Below are 20,280 nucleotides of genomic sequence, written 5' to 3' on the forward strand. Positions count from 1 at the left end.
TGAAAGACAAGAAGCCTACAGCGTAATCTTTGATTCGGTGTAGGAGTATGTCACAGCCAAAAAATCTTATTACTCGTTATAGCACTACGTGCAAGGCTCTCTTGCAATCATGCACTCAGGCAAAAGTAGATTAGTACTCGGTTTCATAACTTTAACATGTGCTAATATTAACTTGTAATGCTATATACTCAATAATTTAATTAAGTAAAGAAGTATATTAAAAACTATTAAAATTATTAGCAAATTTGCCCTAAAACTACATTAAGTTATACTTAAGTAATTAAAGTTAAGAATTTTAATTCTTGCTTGAGAGTGCAAAATAAGTTATAATAAAGGTTTTGACTCTTGGAGAAGGGATATATGGCTGGTACAGAACTAAAAGCGGATATGTGGGTTAGTGAGTATATCACTCCTTGGGATATTTATGTACATGGGGTTAATAAAATTCTGGCTTACCAGAAAACCGCTTATCAAGAAATGTATATCGTGGAAAGTGGTGCTTATGGTAAAGCTTTGGTACTCGATGGTAAATGGCAATCTTGTACAGGAGACGAATTTCTCTATCATGAAGCTTTAGTACATCCTGCGATGATCGCTCATAAATCACCCCAAACAGTACTGATTTTAGGAGGTGGTGAAGGTGCTACCATTAGAGAAGTATTGCGGTGGAAAAGTGTAACTAAGGTGATGATGGTAGATATCGATGGAGAAGTAGTGGAAGCTTGTCGTCAACATCTACCAGAAATGCACCAAAATGCTTTTGATGATCCTCGGGTAGAATTAGTCATCGCTGATGCGTTAGAGATTTTAGATACAACTTCTCAGACTTGGGATGTAATTATCTCTGATTTATCAGATCCTATCGAAGAAGGCCCATCTTTTGCTCTATTTACCAAAGAATATTATCAAAAGTTACAAAAAGTGTTGAGTCCTCAAGGGATAGTAGTAATTCAAGCAGGTCCTGTAGCACCCGCTAATTTACAATTACACGCACGTTTAGTTAATACCCTCAAGGCGGTTTTTCCTAATGTTCATTCTTATTTCTCTCCGACTACTACTTATGGATCAGCTTGGGGTTTCGCTTTAGCTTCACAAGTAACCCTAGAAACCCAACCCTTACCTGGGGAGATAGATCAATTGTTAGCTAACCAAACTCATGGTGGTTTTAAAGCCCTCGATGGAGTAGGATTATTGGGTATGTTGAATACCCCTCTCTATATTCGTCAGGCGATCGCTACTGAAACTCAAGTTTACACACTCAGTGAACCACCTAAATTTTTTGGTAAAGGAGTTAAAAATTAACGAGTAATATAAACTGCTCTCAAGTTAATTAATCCCTGGGATAGCTTCCCTTCGGTCGCTATGACATAACTTGCCATATTGGTTTTTTTAAGGCAACTTGGTATAATATCTTTGTCTAATGGGGGTTTTTAAAGCCCCCTAACACTAGAGTACTAGAGTATCTTATCTCAAATAGAAAATAAAAGGCTAAAAATGAAGTCGAGTTCGTAGGGAGGAGTTAAGATACGGGATGAGTTGATTAACTGTTCGGGAGTTCCCTATAACCACTCTTGTTTTAGTTATCACCACAGATACGGAAGAGCCAAACAGATGACTAACCCTTGATTTTAAAAGAAAACCATTAAAATATTGATATGGCTCAGGGCAGATTTGAACTGCCGACCTTAGGCTTATGAGTCCTCTGCTCTAACCTACTGAGCTACTGAGCCTTAACCTTTGTTAGTATAGCAGATAAAATCTCAATTGTGCAAGAGATTTATTAAAATTTTTCTAAATGTACTTAAAATTGACAAGGTGATTTTATTATTAGCGGCGCTACTAGATTATCTGATTGGTGATCCTGTTGGACTATTGCACCCTGTACAAGTGATGGGGTGGTTGATTAATCTTTTCACTAATTGGACGATTCAACTCACACAATCACCACGATTAAGACGTCTGTTAGGGGTTGTCTTAGGTATAGGTTTAATTTTGGGTACTGGTATAATTAGTTGGTTAATTATTGCTGTTTTAACCGTGATTAACCCTTGGTTAGGGATAGTTACTCAAGTTATTTTATTAGCTTCATGTTTTGCTACCCGTAGTTTGACTGATGCAGCTTTAGAAGTAATCCAACCACTCAGGGAAGATAATTTAGAGTTAGCCCGCTCTTGTCTTAGTAGATACGTTGGTCGAGATACAGCTAATCTCTCTGTGGAGGAAGTATTAAGAGCCGTAGTAGAAACAATAGCAGAAAATACTACTGACGGAGTTACAGCGCCCTTATTCTACGCTATCTTAGGAGGGATTATACCAGTTATTGGACCTGTACCTCTAGCTATGGCTTATAAAGCGGCTAGTACCCTAGATTCCATGATAGGTTATCGTCGAGAGCCTTATACTGATTTGGGTTGGTTTAGCGCCAATATTGAAGATCGTTTGACTTGGTTGCCAACTCGTCTAACAGTGTTTACTTTAGGTTTAATATCTGGTAAACCTTTACAAGTATGGAAGATTTGTCAAAGGGATGCGCCACAAGATCCCAGCCCTAATTCTGGTTGGAGCGAAGCGGTTTATAGTGGTATTTTGGGTGTGCAATTGGGGGGAGAAAATAGTTACCAAGGGGTAATCGTAACTAAACCTCTTTTGGGAGATCCTCTCTATCCTTTGACTCTAGAAATCGTAACCCAAGCTTTAACACTAACTCATCTCTGCTTTTTAATTTGGTTAGCTATTGGTTTGTTCATAACGCCTAGTTAAAAAATATTACAATTATCTTCATATTGTACACAATCCAAAATAAAGCCTGATAAGTTAGTAAATATCCAGCACATCAGGTTTAAGTTATGCCTAGAGAAAGCTCAGGGAAGCCCATCAAAAGACAATTCGTTAATCAGCTTCAAATTTCTCCTTGGACAGAATTAGCGCTTTTTTGTGATAATAACTATCTAAAACTAATTCCACGCAATAAAGATAAACAAGACTATCAACATAGAAAAGCTCCCATTCAACATAAATGCGTAGAAATTCTTCTAGAAGAAACTGATTTAGAATGGTCAGATCTTATTCAAGAAAATTTTTCTGAAAATCAGCAAAAAACCGCTGATAATTATTATTTTCATCTTTCTAACAGATTTCGCAATAATCCTACTGATGTCTTAGCTACAATTGAAAAAATAGCTACTGAATTTGTTAATCTCTTACCAAAGGTAATCGGGGAAAATGTGGGGGAAGATTTACTTAAAACGAATCAATTTATTGAGTTATTAGATAAAATCTATGGCTCATCTGAAAAAACTTTCTTGTTTCTCAAGATTTTAGCCAATTTCTTGCCAAAAGAAGCACAAAAAATTTTAGACCAATCAAAAGGATACAAAGAGTTAGTTTATTGGGGATCATCTATGTTTCTCAAAGAGTTTGCCTATGAGTTACTCAAAGAATTTAAGATTACTCGGCGAGATATTCAACAACAAACAGCTCAAAATTTAGTGCAAGAGTTAGGAGAAACGGAAACAAAATTACAACAACAAATAGATTGGTTAGAAGTGGAAAATAAAGAATTAAAAGAAACCATAGAAACTCTCAAAACTGAATCATTTCAAGAAGCAGTAATTCAATTTGCACAGATTTTACAAAATCAATCACAACCAACTCTTGACCAAATTTATCGGGTTCATACAAGATTAAAAGAGTTAGAAAAAACTGAAGATAATTTATCTTTAAACTCAAGAGAATCATTGAGTGTTTTAATTTTTTTAGAGAATCTATTAAAAGGGTTAGAGTCAGTTAAATTAGAATATTTTCCCAAAAATACTGACGAAACCTTAATAATTAGTGGAGAAGAATTAGGGGAATACGCCTATATAGAAGGAACGCCATTTACCGAGGTAACCGATTATAAAGAAGTTCGTTGTGTTTATCCAGGTTGGCGAGTTGGAAATCAAGTAATTACTCCCGCTAGAGTTGCCGAAATATCAGAAAATGAAGGAGCATAAAAATGCCTAACTTAGCTTTATTATTAGATTTAGATAATCTTAAACCCAAGTTACATAATCTAGAGACAATTTGTGCTAGATATGGTGAGATTAAAACTCGGAGAGCTTTTGCCAATACTCCAGCAGTATTAGCCGCTTATGGGGGTGATTTTCGCAAGTTTAAATATCATTTTGAAATAACCCCAGGATTAGATATAGTCTCTCAAGAAGTAGATAATCTGATTGCCCAAACTGTCTTAGAAATAATTGCTAATATGCAATTTCAATTAAAGATTATAGCCATTGTTAGTAACGATAATGGCTACGCTAAATTATTACACCAACTGAGACAACAAAAAATTCAGAGCCTAGTCATAGGTAATGAGCAAATGGGGCGTAAATTGCGAGAAACAGCCGATTATGTGGAAATTCTCCAAGAAACAATGCGCCCATCTTATTTGGGTATAGATTTAGGCACAACTAATACAGTAATTGCTAGAGCTGATTTAAACCAAATCAGGGGAGATTGGCGAGTCTCAGTGGTAGAATTACCCGTCAGAAACGAACAAGGAGGATTGGTTAGTAATAAAACTATTCCCTCCTCGGTGAGATTTAATTCTGATGAAAATGCAGAAGTAGGAGCACATGTAAAAGCTCACGCTTATCCCTTTCGGGATAAAACTATCTTAGCTTGGAAACATCAAATGGGTTGTGTAAACTCTAGTGGGGATGCTTATCAATATCAGTTGAGTTTTGGTAAGATTACACCAGAAATGGCAGCAGCTAAGGTATTAGGGTTTTGTCGCAATCAACTGCAACAGAGATACGGGGAAATGCAGGGAGCAGTGATTACTCATCCTGCTTCCTATGAAACAGATGCGATCGCCGCTACTAAAAAAGCAGCGGTGTTAGCGGGATGGAAAGAAGAAGAAGTAGTCTTAATCGCAGAGCCACAAGCTGCATTATACGACTTTCTCCATCGCGTAGAAATGGGAGAGATACAAGCTCCCTTTGATGTTTTTCAACCTTCTAATATCCTGGTTTATGATTTAGGAGGGGGAACTCTCGATATTACTTTACACCAAGTGCATTATGATCAAAGTACGCGACGTTTTTTAATAGAAGATATCGCTATTGGCTCTCGCACTCGTTTAGGTGGGGATAATATTGATGAGTTAATCGTTGATTATATTCTTAATCATTCTTCATCTAGAGCTGAGTATTATTCCCTGAGTACTCCTGAACAAGAAAAGTTGCGTTATGAGTTGATTATCTACGCTGAAAGGTTTAAAAAATTATGGGGAGCAGAATATACCTTTGCTCCTGAAAAGGATAATTTTAATTATCCTTTTCAGGGGGATTTTCTTAATTCGACTTTTCTGATTCGTTATTATATTAACGTAGAAAAGATGAGGGCAATTTTAGCCCCCATTTTGTGTCAAGATTTATCTCTAGATAGTTTAGTTCGTTTAGATCAAGAGAATGCTTTTGATTTACCTCCCTTTACCGATAGATTTAATACTTTAGTTGTTCCAGTTTTAGAAGTTTTTCTCAAAGCTAAACAAAGTACAGGTGCTTTTCCTAACATACAAGCGGTGTTGTTAAATGGGGGAATGACTTATTTTCCTCCGATTTATGAACGTTTACAACAGTTGTTTGGCGGAAATATTCCTATTTTGCAAGATGGTAACCCTGATTTAGCCGTAGCTCGTGGAGCTGCATTATATGCTGCTGGAGCGCTACAACCACTAGAATTGGTTAATCCTACCAATATTTATCTGGAAGTGAGTGAAAATGGGGAAGAAGGTTTACGTCTATTGGTAGCACAGGGTCAAAAATATCCCTATAAAACTCGTTTAGATCAGTTTCGCATACCTAATGCTGATCAAGGTTATCTGATGTTTAAAATCTGGGTAGGAATGGGGAGTAAACCTGGTTGTAATACAACGTTGCAACGCCTGAGAAGGGTATCTTTAGCTGAGATTTGGCAAAGTAATCTGACTCCTGGTTGTGAGTTAGAGTTAGAGGTAGAATATACTTTTGATCGCCGTCTGTTATTAACTTTAATCGGACCTGGTGAAGAAAAATTCCCTCTAGAAGTAGCTCCTGAAATTGAACAAGTAACTATAGCTGAGCAACCTAGAGACTCTTTACCTATTCCTTCTATACCCAGAGGTAGAGAGGGAAGGGAAATAAATCCAGAATTACGAGTTAATCTGCAAAAATGGGAAACACTAGCTATCCATCTTACTCATAATCATAATAGCGCTGCTTTCCATCGGGAGCGTAAAGATTTAGAAATTCAAAGCGCGATCGCCGCTAACCGTCTGCGAATCAGCCAAAATATGCTCTCTTGGTTGGAAAGAAGAACTTATGCTCAGACTAATTTGGTTAATACTCAAGTTTGGCTGGCGGTGATGGCTTTGAGTAAAATCTTTAATGCTACTGATCCTCAAGAGCAAAATGTCATTACCTTAGAAAAACGCTTTCAAACTTGGATTAAGTCTCAATTAGATAATCGTTTAGCAGGGTTACCTAATGATTTATTAACGGCGATCGCGGAAACTCCAGGTAAACTATTTTGGTCTGGATTTGAGAGATCTTTACGGGAAAATTATCTCTTTCTCAAACATAGACCCATAGGGATTAATTTGCTCAATTCTTTTGGTAAATGTGCTCAACCTACTGGTGATAATCTCAATTTTTTACTAGGTATTCTCAAAAATAGTCAACACTTAGTTCACCAGGAGAAAGCAGCTTGGGCGATCGCGCGTTTAATTTCTTTAGGACAACCAGAGGATTATCGCGCCAGATTTAGCGACGTAGAGAGAAGTACACAAATTGCTGTCAATTTACTCTATCGTCAAGTTAGACAACCTCAAATCGCCCTTAATTTATTAACTTGTCTTTGTCAATATTTAGGTTGGCAAAATCAACATCTACCTTTAAATCCTGCTTTGACTAGACAAATTGAGCAATTACCCTTAGCTGATTTACCTGTTAAGACTAATCTTGGACAATATCCCCAGATTGAAAATGTCTTTTATCAGAGATTACAGCTACTGCGTGGTATGCTGAATATCTCTCACATTTCTACTGAGGAACTTCGGGATATCCAAAATTGGCTTTTAGAATCCTTAAAAGATTAGTTATTCTTGTTGGGCTTTTTGACGGTCTTTTTGGTAAAGAGTATAGTACAGTCCTTCCATAGCCATCAGTTGTTGATGGCTACCTTTTTCAGTGATTTTCCCTTCTGACATTAAGACAATTAAATCGGCGTTTTGGATGGTACTGAGACGGTGAGTGATGAAGAAAACAGTACGATCTTTAAAGACTTTGATTAAGTTATTACAGACTTTACGTTCTGTGGTATAGTCTAGGGCGCTGGTTGCTTCGTCTAGGATTAATAGTCTGGGTTTTTGTAAGACAGAACGAGCGATCGCGATTCTCTGACGTTGTCCTCCAGATAAAGCGGCTCCTCTTTCTCCGACTCTGGTATTGTAGCCATTAGGTAGGCTCATAATAAAGTCGTGGGCTACGGCTATTTTAGCTGCTTCGATTACTTCTTCAAAGGTTGCATCGGGATTAGTTAAGGCGATATTATCTCGAATTGTTCCGTCAAAGAGTAGGGTTTCTTGGGGGACCATCCCAATCTGACGACGTAGTGAGTATAGTTCTACTTTATTGATTTCGTAGCCATCGATGAGTATTTGTCCTGCTTCTGGTTCGTATAAACGGGCTAATAGTTTGGTTAGGGTACTTTTACCTGCGCCACTTTCGCCCACTACTCCTACAAATGTTTGGGGAGCAATTTTTAAGTCAACATTACGTAGTTGTAGAGGTCCATGTTGTTTGAAACGGAAACAAACATCTCTATATTCTACTTCCCCAACGATTAAAGGCATAGGTATGTTATCTCTATCTTCTTCTGCTTCTTGGGGGTAGTCAACGATATCACTAAGACGTTCTAAAGATAAAGCGGTTTCTTGGAAGTTTTGCCACAGTTGGGTTAAGCGGAGGATAGGGGAGGTTACATAACCTGAAATGATACGGAAAGCGATTAATTGTCCTAAACTTAATTCTCCTTGCAATACTAAATATGCTCCCACCCAGAGGACTAATAGGGCTGAGAGTTTGTTAAGAAAGTTACTAGCTGAACTCGCTAGGGTAGAGGTAATGACGGTTCTAAAGCCTGTATCCACGTAACGAGCGTAATTTTCTTGCCATTGCCAACGGGAACGTAGTTCGATGTTTTGGGCTTTGACTGTTTGAATCCCTGTCATTACTTCCACTAGATGGGATTGGGTTTTAGCGTTACGTTCGGCTTTTTCTCGTATTTGTTTCCGAATAATGGGGGAGAAAAACCAGGTTAAGGCTACAAACAGAGGAATAATTCCTAGGGAAACAAAGCTTAATAGGGGACTATAGATAAACATCACAATGACGTAAATCACTGAGAAGACAGCGTCTAGTACTACTGTGAGGGCTGTTCCTGTGAGAAACTGACGGATGTTTTCTAGTTCGTTAATTCTGGTGGAAATTTCCCCTACTGGGCGACGTTCAAAGTATCTTAGGGGTAACCTGAGTAGATGGTCGATTATTTCTGAACCTAGACTCATGTCGATACGGTTGGTGGTATCCACAAAGAGGTAGGTACGTAAAGTGGAGAGTATCGCTTCAAATACTGCTAAAACTAACAACAATATCCCTAATACTTGTAGGGTATCGGGACTATTTTGAACGATAACCTTATCGATGATTACTTGAATCATCAAGGGGTTGGCTAGGGCGAATAGTTGGACAAAAAAGGAGGCAACAAATACTTCTATAAGTATTCTTTTGTACTTTTGAATATAAGGTAGAAACCAACTTAAGCCAAATTTTTCTTGGGGGGTTTCTTTGGTTTTCTTGAGTAGTAAAACTTGATAGGGTTCTTCCCAACTGTTGAGGAAGTCATCGACGTTACGTCTGAGAACCCCTATTTCTGGTACTCCTAAGACTACGTTGCGATCGCTTATTTCGTAGATGATGGTTAAACCGCCTTGCCATTTGACGATCGCTGGTGGATTAATCTTGGTTACTGCTTCTTTAGGCATTTGCAGTAGTTGGGCGTTTAAACCCATTAATTCTGAAATCGCCCCAGATAAATCTAGAGATATACTTCCATGTTGCTCTAAGTTATCTTTAATAATTCTTGCGATGACGTCTTTACGGAAGGGCATCCCGTAGTATTTACTGAGCATATGAAAGCAAGCTACTCCTGCGTCTTCGGGACTTTTCCCTTTGACGTAGGGGTATTCTTTGTCTGTTGTTGTCTGTTCTTCTAGGGGTGTTTCTGGTCTGAGGGGATTGACAGTTACGGGGATACTATCTGTTGCTTCTGTTTTTGCTTCTACTTCTGGTGTTTCTGTCTCTAAGACTAGGGTTTTAACTACGGGTGATATTGCTTTACTTTGAACTTTTTCCCATTGCTTAACTGGTACACCTACTAGTCTGAGTGGTTGGTTAAGGGAAATATTTTCTAGTTCTGTGATGTCTAGGATACTTCCTGGGGGTAGGTCTAATTCTTGAGTAGCGTTACTGAGTAACCAAATCCAATCAGGGTTGGTTAGTTGGGGGTGATCTTGGGCTTTGATTGCTCCTGGGTAGAGGGTATAAATTTGGCTAGAGGGGAGTAATTCTGTGGCTAATTCTTCTAGGTTTCCTTGTCCTTTGGCTGTTTTATCGAGTTGATAACCTAATAGTTCAAAGATTTCTAAAATTGTACATTTTTCTCTAAATGCTTGTTTGAGTACCTGATGTTGTTCTACTAGTTCCAGAAAATCTCTATTTTTGAGGGTTAAACAGACTATCCCATTGTCTGAGGAGGCGATCGCTGTTTCTGTGGCTATTCCTCTAGCTAAATTAATTGAGCCTACAACTGCTCCTGGTTTGAGCATTTTTACGGTGATTAGTTTATGATTACGAGGATCTCGCCCTAGTAAGCGTACTTCTCCTTCACTGATAATGGCTACTTGAGATGCCATTTCATCTTTTTTGAGGATTACTCCGCCTATAGAGTACCGTAATGGTTCTACTTTTTGAGATAGATAGTTAATTGTTTCTTCTGGTAGTTCTGAAAATGGCGGGGTATTCGCCAAAAATTCTCTGACTGCTGTTGTTGTATATACCATAGTTTTTTTGTTAATTTTTGTTAAAAAAGAATACTTTTGTGTCCATTTGTTCTTGTAACCATTGTTGGAATAGCTCGTCTAGTAATCTTCTTGTGTTTTGCCTGTCTAGTTTGGCTCTAATTAGGTTTTCTAGACGCATAATCACAATCCATTCTCCTATTCTCATTGGTTCAAATAGTTTTCCTGGTTCACTATTAGCTAAAGCTTCGGCGATTTGGGGATGGGGAACGCTTAAATCTACAGGTCCAATTAGACCTTGAGTTTCTGCTTCTATTCCTTGAGAATATTTTTTAGCTAATTCTTTAAAGTCTGATTCTCCTTCTAAGATACGAAAATATAATTCTTGGGCTATTCCAGTATTTTTGGTTCTAATTAAAGAATAAACTACTTGGTCTAGGTGTTTTTTGCGTTTAGTAAAATAGTTTTCTAATTGATCTGACCAGGTTTGTTCTTTAAATCTTTCTACTTTTAGTTTACGTAAAATCAGGTCTTCTAGTTGTTCTGGTTGTACTCCTGCTTTATTGAGCCAGTTTTTGACGTCTTCTTCGTTTTTTAGTTGATTTTCTGCTAAAAATCGTTGTTTAGCCATTTCTTTTTCTTCGGGAGTACATTCTATCCCTTTAATAGCGTCAGCGATGACTATTTCTCTGGCTAATTGTGGTAACATAAAATGTTGACCTAATATAGGTAGTAACTCGTCGTTATTAATTTGGCGATCGTTAATTTTTAGCAGATAATCCATTGATTGGAAGTTTTAATAGTTTTCTGATTATTCTTAGTATTGAAATTATAAGCTATAGTTTTTGTTTTAAGCTCGATGGTAACATTTTCTTTAACATCATTCGGTTAAGTTACTCAAGTCAAGTACTCTTCCCGTAATTGTTTTCCCCCACCAGGTAGTATTACTAGATAAAGAGTGTAAATTACTACGATTAACCGTCCAGGTTTGTTGAGGTGCAAAAAGAATCATTTCTGGTTGAAATTGGGTAAAACAAGAGATTGGTTGTTCTCCTAAACAGGTTAGGGGATTAGTGCTTAAGGCTTGCCATAATTGTAAGGGTGACCAATCGTCATTAACTACAAAACGTGACCATAATAATGGTAAAACTAATTCTAAACCAATTACTCCAGGAGGTGCTTCAGCGAAAGCGAGGGTTTTTTCTTCGTAGGTATAGGGGCTATGATCTACGGCGATCGCGTCGATTATTCCTGTTTTAACGCCTTCTCTCAAGGCTTGTACGTCTTCTGGATTACCTAGGGGTGGTTCTAAACGTAAATTGGGTTCATAAGTACTCACTGCTTCGCTATCGTAGAGTAGGTGCATCCAAGTTGTACTAGCTGTAATGGGTAACCCTTTTTCTTTAGCTTGTTTGATTAATTCTACTCCACGAGCTGTAGAGATCCGCATTAGGTGTACAGGAGTAGAAATGGTAGCGACTAATTCGAGAATTGCTGCTATGGCGATCGCTTCACTCAGAGCGGGGTTTCCAGGTAATCCTAAGCGAATAGAGGCTATACCTTCACGCATCACGCCATTACCCTTAAGTTTACTATGGGAGGGAACTAATGCTATGGGTTTACCTAATGGTTGCAAGTATTCTAGTAATCTTCTCAACAAATTAAGGTTATCAACGGGATAACCATCAGTAAATCCTACTACTTTAGGGGTTAATTCCCTGATTTCACTCATTTGTTGTCCTTGATGACCAAGGGTTAACCCTCCCCAAAATTGCAGGGTAGTCAATTCAGCTAGTTTGGCTGTTTTTTGTTGTAATGATTCTAGAACAGATAAATTATCGATAGGGGGAGTAACATCGGGTAAAATGGTTACACGAGTATAACCCCCTGCTTTAGCTGCTTTAGCTATAGTTAATAGTGTCTCTCTACTTTCATTACCAGGTTCGCCACTATGACTATACAAATCTACTAATCCAGGACCTGCAATTAAATCTTGACCATTAATAATTGTGGTGTCTTCGTCGATTTCATTAATTTTAGTCGCTATTGTCTCAATAACATCATTGACAATAAGTAATTCTGCTATTTGTTCTTGTCGAGAAACGGGATCTAGAACTCTAACGTTTTGAAGTATGTTACGTAACATTATGAGGAGGTTTGTATAGTATAAAGATAATACTTTATTGCTTCTATATTATAGCCCATTTATTGACAGCCGCTATTCCCTATTTTCTAACACTATAGCTTTAACCTGTCGTTTATTTAAACCCCTAACTAATCGATTTGCTTGCTGTTTATATAAAGGTACATCAAGAGTAGCAGGAAGATGTTGAAATAACTCTCTAGCTTGAGGAACGGAACACCCAGAAATTAGGACAATTAAGTTAGCCCCACTAAAAGCAGCTTCAGAGTTTAAGGCTTTTTCCACTCGGATAAAATATTGTTTAGCATCAAGATTGAGCTGACCTTCTTCGATACGTTGTAAACCTTCTACCGTAGCTAAGACAACTAGGCGATCGCCTTCTACTAATTGAAGATCATCTGAAGGCATTAGAGTAAGATTTTGAGAGGGTTTAGCGTGAGCAATTACTTCTACTCCATAACCATAAGCTACTTCTGAGATTAATAAACCTTTGAGGGTATCATCTACCTCAATCTGATATTCTGTAACTAAGATATTTTGATTCTCAATCGGACAGACAGCGATAATATTCTCACCAAAAGCCGCCCCAGCAAAGGCTTCAGATGCTAATTGATAAGCTTCTAAAATCTTGGCTTCGGGGAGTAATTTACTGAGATTATTAGATAAATCTTGTCCATCGGTACGAATAACTAGATTATTTCTTGGGTTGGCGGTTTTTGCCATTAAAGCAATTTCTAGGTTTAACATCTCATCATCTGTAACCACAACCACGCTAGAAGCTTTTTTCAAGTTAGCTTTAGCTAAAGCTTCGTTTAAATTACCCACGATTAAAGGCATTTTCGGTAATATACTTCTATCAAAGTCTTGATTAAAACTGATTCCGAGGATATCTTGACCCAATTCTTGTAATAAACTTGCTACTTGACAACCTACTCTACCTAAACCAACAATCACGATATGATTAGCTTGAGGAATAGGTGGACGACTTTTGGTAAACTCAAATTTAGAAGAGAGTAAAGCTTCTGTTAATAAGGCGTATAAAATTCCTACAAAAGCTGTACCCATTAAATTCAAGATAAAAGCAAATAACTGTAACCACCAAGGGATAGACTCGTTGGGTTCAAAATCTCCTAATAAGTCAGCATAACCTCCTAATAACAGAGTAGCGGTAGCGTAAAAAGCCGAGACTAAATTGGTTTCTTCATAAAATCTCTCAAATAAAATTGTACCGATCATCAATAAGATCATCACGACAAAACCAGAAATAACTGCTACTCCTCGTATCTGTTGACTTAAACTTAATTTCCCGAAATTGCGGACAAATGGTTTCCAGGATTTGCGCAAGTTTACCAGTTTTTGACGCCAATTTTGTCTAGTTGGGGATATTTGCACAGATTCTTCTTTAAAATCATCTACTACTTCAGCATAGATAAGAATATCTCCATTCTGGATTTTTAATTCCCCATCCCATTGATGAAAGTTTGTCTCAATTTGAGCATAATGATCAGGAGTATGAGTTAGTAACCGTCGAGTCTTGTTATTAATTTCGTAAATATACTTATTGTTTGACCAAGGATCTTTTGAGTTAATCTGACGTCTAGTTATCCTGATTCTACGTTTATCTAAACTAAATAATCCCAAAATTTCTGTTCCTAACGCAGCTAAAGCAAAAGCCGACGCGGGTAATTGGATTGGTTCATAAGCGATAAAATTACCTAGTTGTTCTCCTAGTAATATGTTCAGATTTTCTTTACTAGAACGTACTACTAATCGAGTATTAGGATTAAGTTGACGAATGGCGATCGCGGTTTCTGCGTTAACTTTCTCATTACTAGTTACAATTAAAGCTGCCCGACATTTGGCTATTTTAGCTTTCTGCAGTACCTCTGTTTGACGACAATCTCCTAGGATGATATCGTCTAATAGTAACAATAATTGAGGAATTTCCCAAGGTTGAGAAGTTTTTTCTTGTTCGATAGCTATCACTGGTACATTAAATTTTTTCAGTGCAACCACGCAATTTTGTCCAAGACTTCCTAATCCACAGACTAAAAAGTAATTATCCATTTTTCTATGATATACATGACTATAGTATAATCTTAATCACAATGAATCAAATCAACCATAAATCCAATCAATTAACAATAGGAGTAATTTTAGCTTTACTCAGTTTTATTTTTCTTGGTTTTACAGTTAGTAACTTTTCCGATAAATTAGCTTGGGATAGTGCAATTTTATTAGGGATTCATAGTCAGAGTCAACCTATTTTAGATCAACTAGCCATCATGACAACTGATTTAGGAGAAGTGACGGGAATTATTATCTTAAGTTTACCGATTTGGCTCTTATTAGCTTATCAAAAAAAACCTTTAATTTTAGCTTATTTGATTGTAACAATTTTCAGTAGTTCTCTGGTTAATTTAATCGTTAAACTTAGCTTTCAAAGAATGCGCCCCCAACTTTGGGATGTATTTTATCTACCCCATAGTTTTTCTTTTCCTAGTGGTCACGCCATGGGAAGCATGACTCTAGTAATGGCACTTTTATTAATTACTAGAGGCACTATTTGGCATAATATTTGTTTAATTTGGGGAAGTTTATATTTATTACTAATCGCTTGGACACGTCTATATTTGGGAGTCCATTACCCTACTGATATTTTAGGGGGCTGGTTATTAGCTATTGTTTGGACAAAGACAGTTTATTGGTTATGCTTAGAAAGGGTAGCTTGATTTAATTGTTGTTGCCAATCTCTGCCGAGTATAATAGTAATATCAGAGCCAAAAACTCCTGTACTTTCTACTAATACCTCTCCTAATCCTAAATCAGCTCTCAGGGCGATCGCACTAGCATCATTTCCTGTTTGAGCAATAATTCGAGTTGCTGGTAATCTTTCTCCCCAATCCCGACTAACGTAAACTTGTTGATATCCTGCTCGTCGCAATCTTAAGACTAAGGCTGCGACAGCTTCAGGATTTTGGGTACTATCTTGAATAGCAATCTTTAAATTGCGTGGATCTTCATATTCAACTCTAGCATAACCTTGGTCAAAATGTTCCGCCATCAATTGCTCAATGCTGTCATAATTAGGTAACCAATAGCTAATATCTGTTCTACCATCGCCATTAAATTCCCCGGGAAGCATCACCATTTCTAGATTCATTCTGTTAATTTGACTAGCAAAAGTACTTAAAGCGATTAATTCATCTACAGTCAAATTAGTATCGATATGAGATTGAACGATATTAATTATCTGTGGACTTTTAAAAACTATCTCAGGGTTACTGGCTTTTTCTGTTAGAGCGCGTAAGATTAATTGTTGTCTTTGTACTCTACCAATATCCCCAAAACTATCATGACGAAAACGAATAAAATCTAATGCTTGACCACCGTTTAAATGTTGTGTTCCTTGTTTTAAATCGATATATAAACGTTGACTATGGTCAGTATATTGCATATCCTGGGGTACGTAAACCGTTACTCCTCCGAGAGCATCAATTAATTTCTCTACCCCTTGGACATTGATACGAATATAGCGATCAATTTTCACTCCACCGAGTAAATCACTGATAGCTTGTGCTGCTAAAGGTGCTCCCCCTTCTTCGTTGGCTGCGTTGACTTTAGCTACACCATGACCTGGTATATAGGTTTTCGTATCCCTAGGAATTGATAAAACAGTTAGTTTCTGTTGTCTAGGATTAAATCTTAACAAGAGGATAACATCAGAAACACCCTCAAAAGAATCTACTACGGCGTGATAACCTAAATCTACTTCTGGTGGTTCTTCCAAATCAGAGGTTAACACCTTTACTCCTAAAACAACAATATTGACAGGGCGATCTAATTGCGCTATTCCTCTGACGGTTTTTTCGTTATTAAATACTTGCTGTTCTTGTGAAGTTAAAGCTACTTTTTGTAACGGTTTATACTCGTGTAGGGAAACGGCTAAAATAGCTCCCGCTGTAGCTGATAAACAAGCTATACAGCCTAATCCTAACGCAATAAATAGCCCTCGATTACGTTTTTTTCTCTGTTGATTTGTTTTCACTGCTAGATTACTCAATTAATTGTTTAGACACCCTGATATAGATTCAAATATTGGCTAAATTTTGACTTTGTTGCTATAATCAGTTAGTTCATATTGTAAGTAAAAAAATGAAACTTAAAGATAGCTCATTTTTGACAGAGTTAGCAATCTTAGGCATTACGACATTAACAACTTTTAGTATTCCTGCTCAAGCATTTATATTACAAACTTCCGTTCCCCCAATTAGCAATCCTCCCTTTGACTCTTATTTGATTATAGGCTACCGACAGACATTTACAGATCTTCTTGGAAGAAATTTGACGGGAATATCTTTAAGCTCTTCTTCATTTAATACAAATAGTTTTACACAACAAGGAAATAACCCTATTATTGCCAATTATTTTGGTGGTTCAGTTCTACCAGGAGATGGGTTCACCTTGAGTGTGGAGATAGAAGATTTGCCTACTAGTACTAATATAAACGTAACCTCAGAATTAGTTTTTTTCACTGGTACGGGAGTAATAACTGTTCCCGATCAACGTATAACTTATGGTGCAGTTTGTACTACTCAAGGAGATGGTACACCTTTTATGGCTGCACAAATTGAGGTAGAAGCTGCAGGAAGCACTTATCAAATATTAGGACAATGTCAGGGTAATACTTTAGGACTAATTAATAACCAGATAGATGATTACGACGTAGCTATTAGCGTCCAAGATCTTCCTAATGGTTATCAACCAATGGATAATTTAGATCCTTTTCCACCAAGTCAAACAATAACTTTAAGTCCTGGATTTAATCAAGATGTTGCTCAAACTACGACAACACCTGAACCTTCCTCTATTTTAGGCTTAGGGCTATTTGCAGGATTAGGATTAATTGGGAAGTTCAAAAATAAATTCATCTCTAAAAAAAGATTGCTTTCCTAAATGTCAACCTAAAATATAGAAATTGCTAGGGAGATTAGGACATTCTTAAAACGCGAAACCAGTCACTTAGTAAGCACTTCCCCCCAGCAAAGCTGCCATCTGCTTCCTGCTTTCTGCTATATCTGCTAAGACTGCTTAGTCTTATGTTCGTAAAAAAAACTACAAAATTAGTTAAATCAATAATTTAACTAATTTTTTTATAGATAGATAAAAGGCAAAAGCAAATTAATATAATATAAGTATTAAAAGTACTTAGGAAAATCATCAGGGTTCAGCTAGCGTGAACACTACAATAAAGAAATTGAAAACACCAGTAGTTTTTATTAATAATCTTAATCACTCTTTCGGAGAGGGTGAATTGTGTAAACAGATTTTATTTGACATTAAGCTTACTCTCCAGTCAGGTGAAGTAGTGATTATGAAAGGTCCATCTGGCTCGGGAAAAACCACTCTGTTAACCCTGATTGGCGCTCTACGCTCGGCTCAATCTGGTACTCTTAAAGTACTTAACCAAGAGTTGGTAGGAGCGAGTAAACATGATTTGGTCCAAATTAGACGCAATATAGGATATATATTTCAGTCACATAATTTATTAGCCTCTCTAACAGCTCGCCAAAACGTACAAATGTCTATAGAGCTACAAGAGAATATTACACCAGCATCCGCAAAAGAAAAGTCAGAATTAATGCTCAAAGCAGTAGGTTTAGGCGATCACCTCAACTATTATCCCCATAATCTCTCGGGAGGACAAAAACAACGAGTAGCGATCGCCAGAGCTTTAGTTAGTCACCCCAAAATTATCTTAGCAGATGAACCCACCGCTTCTCTAGACAGTAAATCTGGTCATGGAGTAGTAGAAATAATGCAGCGTTTAGCAAAAGAACAAGGTTGTACAATATTATTAGTTACTCATGATGATCGTATTCTCGATATAGCAGATCGCATTATTTATCTAGAAGACGGCAAAATACAATATAGCACTGAAAATGCTATTAACTAATTATGGCATTGAGATGGAAATCACTAGTTTTGATATGGATATTGATTTTTAGTCTAGTTATTTTACTCAGTTTTTTATCTAGCTTATTAACCACTGAAAATACCCGTCTTTTACCTGTTAAACGCCTAGAAAAAGTTACCTTGCAATTAAAATGGCAACATCAATTCCAATTTGCAGGTTATTACGCAGCTAAAGCTCAAGGATACTATCAAGATGCAGGTTTAGACGTAGAAATACTCCCTGCACCTGAAGATGTTTCTTCTGTTGACCTAGTTTTAAGGGGTAAAGCAGATTTTGGTATTGCTATGTCTGATTTACTGTTATTACGTGGTCAAGGTGAGTCTGTAGTAGCTTTAGCGACTATTTTTCAACATTCTCCCCTAGTTTTCTTAGCTATTAAAAATTCAGGTATAGATCATATCCATGATCTAGTAGGTAAAAAAGTCATGCTAGAATCTCACTCAGAGGAGTTAATCGCTTATCTTCATAGTGAGGGTGTTTCTCTCAATCAGTTAATCCAACTTCCCCATGATTTTAACCCCTTAGGGTTAATAGATGGTAGAGTAGATGCTATGTCTGCTTACTCAACTGATGAACCTTTTTTACTTAGGGAAGCAGGTATAAATTATTTAACCTTTACAGCGCGCTCAGTTGGTATAGACTTTTATGGTGATACTCTCTATACTACTGCCAAAGAAATCAGAGAAAACCCCCAAAAAGTTAGAAAGTTTCTAGACGCTTCTTTAAAAGGTTGGGAATACGCTTTAAACAATCCACAAGAAATAATTGCTTTAATCTTAACTGAATATAGCCAACGTCATAGTCGTGAACATCTAGAGTTTGAAGCGATGATGACTGACCGTTTGATTATACCAGACATAGTGGAAATAGGCTATATGAATCCTGGACGTTGGCAACATATTGCTAAAATCTATCAAGACTTGGGAATGTTATCAAAAAACTTCTCTCTGGAAGGATTTATTTACGAAAGAAATCCCCGAGCTAATTTATTTTGGTTTTATTTAATTTTGGGGATATTTTCTACTATTTTAGGGTTAATTTCTTGGGTAGCTTGGCGCTTTTATCGATTAAACCTGAGGATTCACCAAGAGATAAAAGAAAGAAAACAAACGGAAATAGAATTACGTGCTTTAGAAAAACGTTATCGTACTTTGTCTGAAAATGCACCTTTTCCCGTGGTTATTTCTTATATAGACAATGGTATCGTTGCTTATCTCAATCCCGAAGCTGCTAAACAATTTGAAATTGCTAGAGAATATGTTATAGGTAAAAAAACAGTAGAATTTTATACTAATATTGAGGAACGTAATCAACTACTCACAATTTTACTCAATCAAGGTTTTATTAAAAATTATGAAATAGAACTTAAAACAGCTAGTGATAAACATTTTTGGGCTTGTCTCTCAGCTACTATTATTGAATTTGAAGATAAATTAGCTGCTTTTACTTCCCTAGTTGATATCACTAAAACCAAAGTTTTACAAGAAAAACTGCAAAAACAAGCTATTACAGATGAACTCACAGATATTTATAATCGTCGTCATTTTTTTGAGTTAGGAAAAGCAGTAATTAATCAAGCAATAAAATCTAACCAACCTTTAGCAATCTTATTAATTGATCTTGATCACTTTAAAAGTATTAATGATACTTATGGTCACGATGTTGGCGATATTGCTCTGAAACAGGTGTCTTCAATTTTGGCTAAACATATTAGAGAAAAAGATATTTTAGGACGTCTAGGAGGAGAAGAATTTGCTCTAATTTTACCAGAAACTACCCAAGATAAGGTCTTAATTATAGCCGAACGGTTACGGTTAATGATAGCTCAAGAATTAATAATAGTTCATCAGCAAAAAATCAGCCTAACAGTTAGTATTGGTATAGCGACTTTAACTGAAAATATCTATGAGATTAATTCTCTATTGAAAAAAGCAGATCAAGCACTTTACCAAGCGAAACATCAAGGACGTAATTGTATAGTGAAAAGCGAGTGATTTAACCAAAAGTGCTAAACTAACAAACAAACTAGGTCAAATATGCCAAAACTGTGAACTT

General features: G+C 36.8%; 13 protein-coding genes and 1 tRNA gene. 8 read left to right on the forward strand and 6 right to left on the reverse strand.

Going from position 1 to position 20,280, the window contains the following annotated elements:
- Positions 1-360 precede the first annotated feature (360 nt).
- Positions 361-1,302, forward strand: a complete 942-nt coding sequence (locus EA365_02560) for a methyltransferase domain-containing protein (protein TVQ47959.1) — start codon at positions 361-363, stop codon at positions 1,300-1,302.
- Between the two features lie 354 nt (positions 1,303-1,656).
- On the opposite strand, the gene EA365_02565 is transcribed toward EA365_02560, so the two are convergent.
- Positions 1,657-1,730, reverse strand: a tRNA-Met gene (locus tag EA365_02565).
- Between the two features lie 76 nt (positions 1,731-1,806).
- Between EA365_02565 and EA365_02570 the strand changes: the two genes are divergently transcribed.
- The 3 genes from EA365_02570 to EA365_02580 all read left to right on the forward strand — a co-directional run bounded on the left by EA365_02570 (position 1,807) and on the right by EA365_02580 (position 7,123).
- Positions 1,807-2,760, forward strand: coding sequence for a cobalamin biosynthesis protein (locus EA365_02570; GenBank protein ID TVQ47981.1), 954 nt, complete (start codon positions 1,807-1,809; stop codon positions 2,758-2,760).
- An 86-nt stretch (positions 2,761-2,846) separates the two neighbouring features.
- Positions 2,847-3,995 (forward strand): hypothetical protein, encoded by a 1,149-nt coding sequence (locus tag EA365_02575; protein TVQ47960.1) that lies wholly within the window; start codon positions 2,847-2,849, stop codon positions 3,993-3,995.
- Between the two features lie 2 nt (positions 3,996-3,997).
- The gene (locus tag EA365_02580) at positions 3,998-7,123 is read left to right on the forward strand and encodes an NYN domain-containing protein (protein TVQ47961.1); all 3,126 of its coding nucleotides are present in this window, start codon (positions 3,998-4,000) and stop codon (positions 7,121-7,123) included.
- Here the strand turns inward: EA365_02580 and EA365_02585 are convergent, their stop codons facing one another.
- The 4 genes from EA365_02585 to EA365_02600 form a co-directional block, all read right to left on the reverse strand.
- A complete protein-coding gene (locus EA365_02585) occupies positions 7,124-10,147 on the reverse strand; it encodes a type I secretion system permease/ATPase (GenBank protein TVQ47962.1) in 3,024 nt (1,007 codons plus the stop codon).
- A gap of 10 nt (positions 10,148-10,157) precedes the next feature.
- Positions 10,158-10,889, reverse strand: a complete 732-nt coding sequence (locus tag EA365_02590) for a peptidylprolyl isomerase (protein TVQ47963.1) — start codon at positions 10,887-10,889, stop codon at positions 10,158-10,160.
- Between the two features lie 96 nt (positions 10,890-10,985).
- Positions 10,986-12,251 (reverse strand): dihydroorotase, encoded by a 1,266-nt coding sequence (locus tag EA365_02595; GenBank protein TVQ47964.1) that lies wholly within the window; start codon positions 12,249-12,251, stop codon positions 10,986-10,988.
- A gap of 72 nt (positions 12,252-12,323) precedes the next feature.
- Positions 12,324-14,315: a potassium transporter TrkA gene (locus tag EA365_02600; protein ID TVQ47965.1), complete on the reverse strand. Its 1,992-nt coding sequence runs from the start codon at positions 14,313-14,315 to the stop codon at positions 12,324-12,326.
- A 41-nt stretch (positions 14,316-14,356) separates the two neighbouring features.
- Here EA365_02600 and EA365_02605 point away from each other — a divergent pair, with 41 nt between their 5' ends.
- Positions 14,357-14,980: a phosphatase PAP2 family protein gene (locus EA365_02605; GenBank protein TVQ47966.1), complete on the forward strand. Its 624-nt coding sequence runs from the start codon at positions 14,357-14,359 to the stop codon at positions 14,978-14,980.
- Here the strand turns inward: EA365_02605 and EA365_02610 are convergent.
- The gene (locus tag EA365_02610) at positions 14,950-16,311 is read right to left on the reverse strand and encodes a LytR family transcriptional regulator (GenBank protein ID TVQ47967.1); all 1,362 of its coding nucleotides are present in this window, start codon (positions 16,309-16,311) and stop codon (positions 14,950-14,952) included. The genes EA365_02605 and EA365_02610 overlap by 31 nt on opposite strands.
- Before the next feature lie 92 nt (positions 16,312-16,403).
- Here EA365_02610 and EA365_02615 point away from each other — a divergent pair, with 92 nt between their 5' ends.
- The 3 genes from EA365_02615 (at position 16,404) to EA365_02625 (ending at position 20,219) form a co-directional block, all read left to right on the forward strand.
- Entirely contained in the window at positions 16,404-17,204 is an 801-nt protein-coding gene (locus EA365_02615; protein TVQ47968.1) for a hypothetical protein, read from the forward strand.
- Positions 17,205-17,505: 301 nt separating this feature from the next.
- The gene (locus EA365_02620) at positions 17,506-18,204 is read left to right on the forward strand and encodes an ATP-binding cassette domain-containing protein (GenBank protein ID TVQ47969.1); all 699 of its coding nucleotides are present in this window, start codon (positions 17,506-17,508) and stop codon (positions 18,202-18,204) included.
- Positions 18,205-18,206: 2 nt separating this feature from the next.
- Positions 18,207-20,219, forward strand: coding sequence for a diguanylate cyclase (locus EA365_02625; GenBank protein TVQ47970.1), 2,013 nt, complete (start codon positions 18,207-18,209; stop codon positions 20,217-20,219).
- Positions 20,220-20,280: the final 61 nt, after the last annotated feature.

It is taken from the genome of Gloeocapsa sp. DLM2.Bin57 (assembly GCA_007693955.1).
GTDB lineage: Bacteria > Cyanobacteriota > Cyanobacteriia > Cyanobacteriales > Gloeocapsaceae > Gloeocapsa.

Coding starts and splice junctions, on each gene's coding strand:
- EA365_02590 (TVQ47963.1), bottom strand. CDS start 10,889: ATGGATTATCTGCTAAAAATTAACGATCGCCAAATTAATAACGACGAG.
- EA365_02605 (TVQ47966.1), top strand. CDS start 14,357: ATGAATCAAATCAACCATAAATCCAATCAATTAACAATAGGAGTAATT.
- EA365_02600 (TVQ47965.1), bottom strand. CDS start 14,315: ATGGATAATTACTTTTTAGTCTGTGGATTAGGAAGTCTTGGACAAAAT.
- EA365_02580 (TVQ47961.1), top strand. CDS start 3,998: ATGCCTAACTTAGCTTTATTATTAGATTTAGATAATCTTAAACCCAAG.
- EA365_02615 (TVQ47968.1), top strand. CDS start 16,404: ATGAAACTTAAAGATAGCTCATTTTTGACAGAGTTAGCAATCTTAGGC.
- EA365_02595 (TVQ47964.1), bottom strand. CDS start 12,251: ATGTTACGTAACATACTTCAAAACGTTAGAGTTCTAGATCCCGTTTCT.
- EA365_02625 (TVQ47970.1), top strand. CDS start 18,207: ATGGCATTGAGATGGAAATCACTAGTTTTGATATGGATATTGATTTTT.
- EA365_02560 (TVQ47959.1), top strand. CDS start 361: ATGGCTGGTACAGAACTAAAAGCGGATATGTGGGTTAGTGAGTATATC.
- EA365_02585 (TVQ47962.1), bottom strand. CDS start 10,147: ATGGTATATACAACAACAGCAGTCAGAGAATTTTTGGCGAATACCCCG.
- EA365_02575 (TVQ47960.1), top strand. CDS start 2,847: ATGCCTAGAGAAAGCTCAGGGAAGCCCATCAAAAGACAATTCGTTAAT.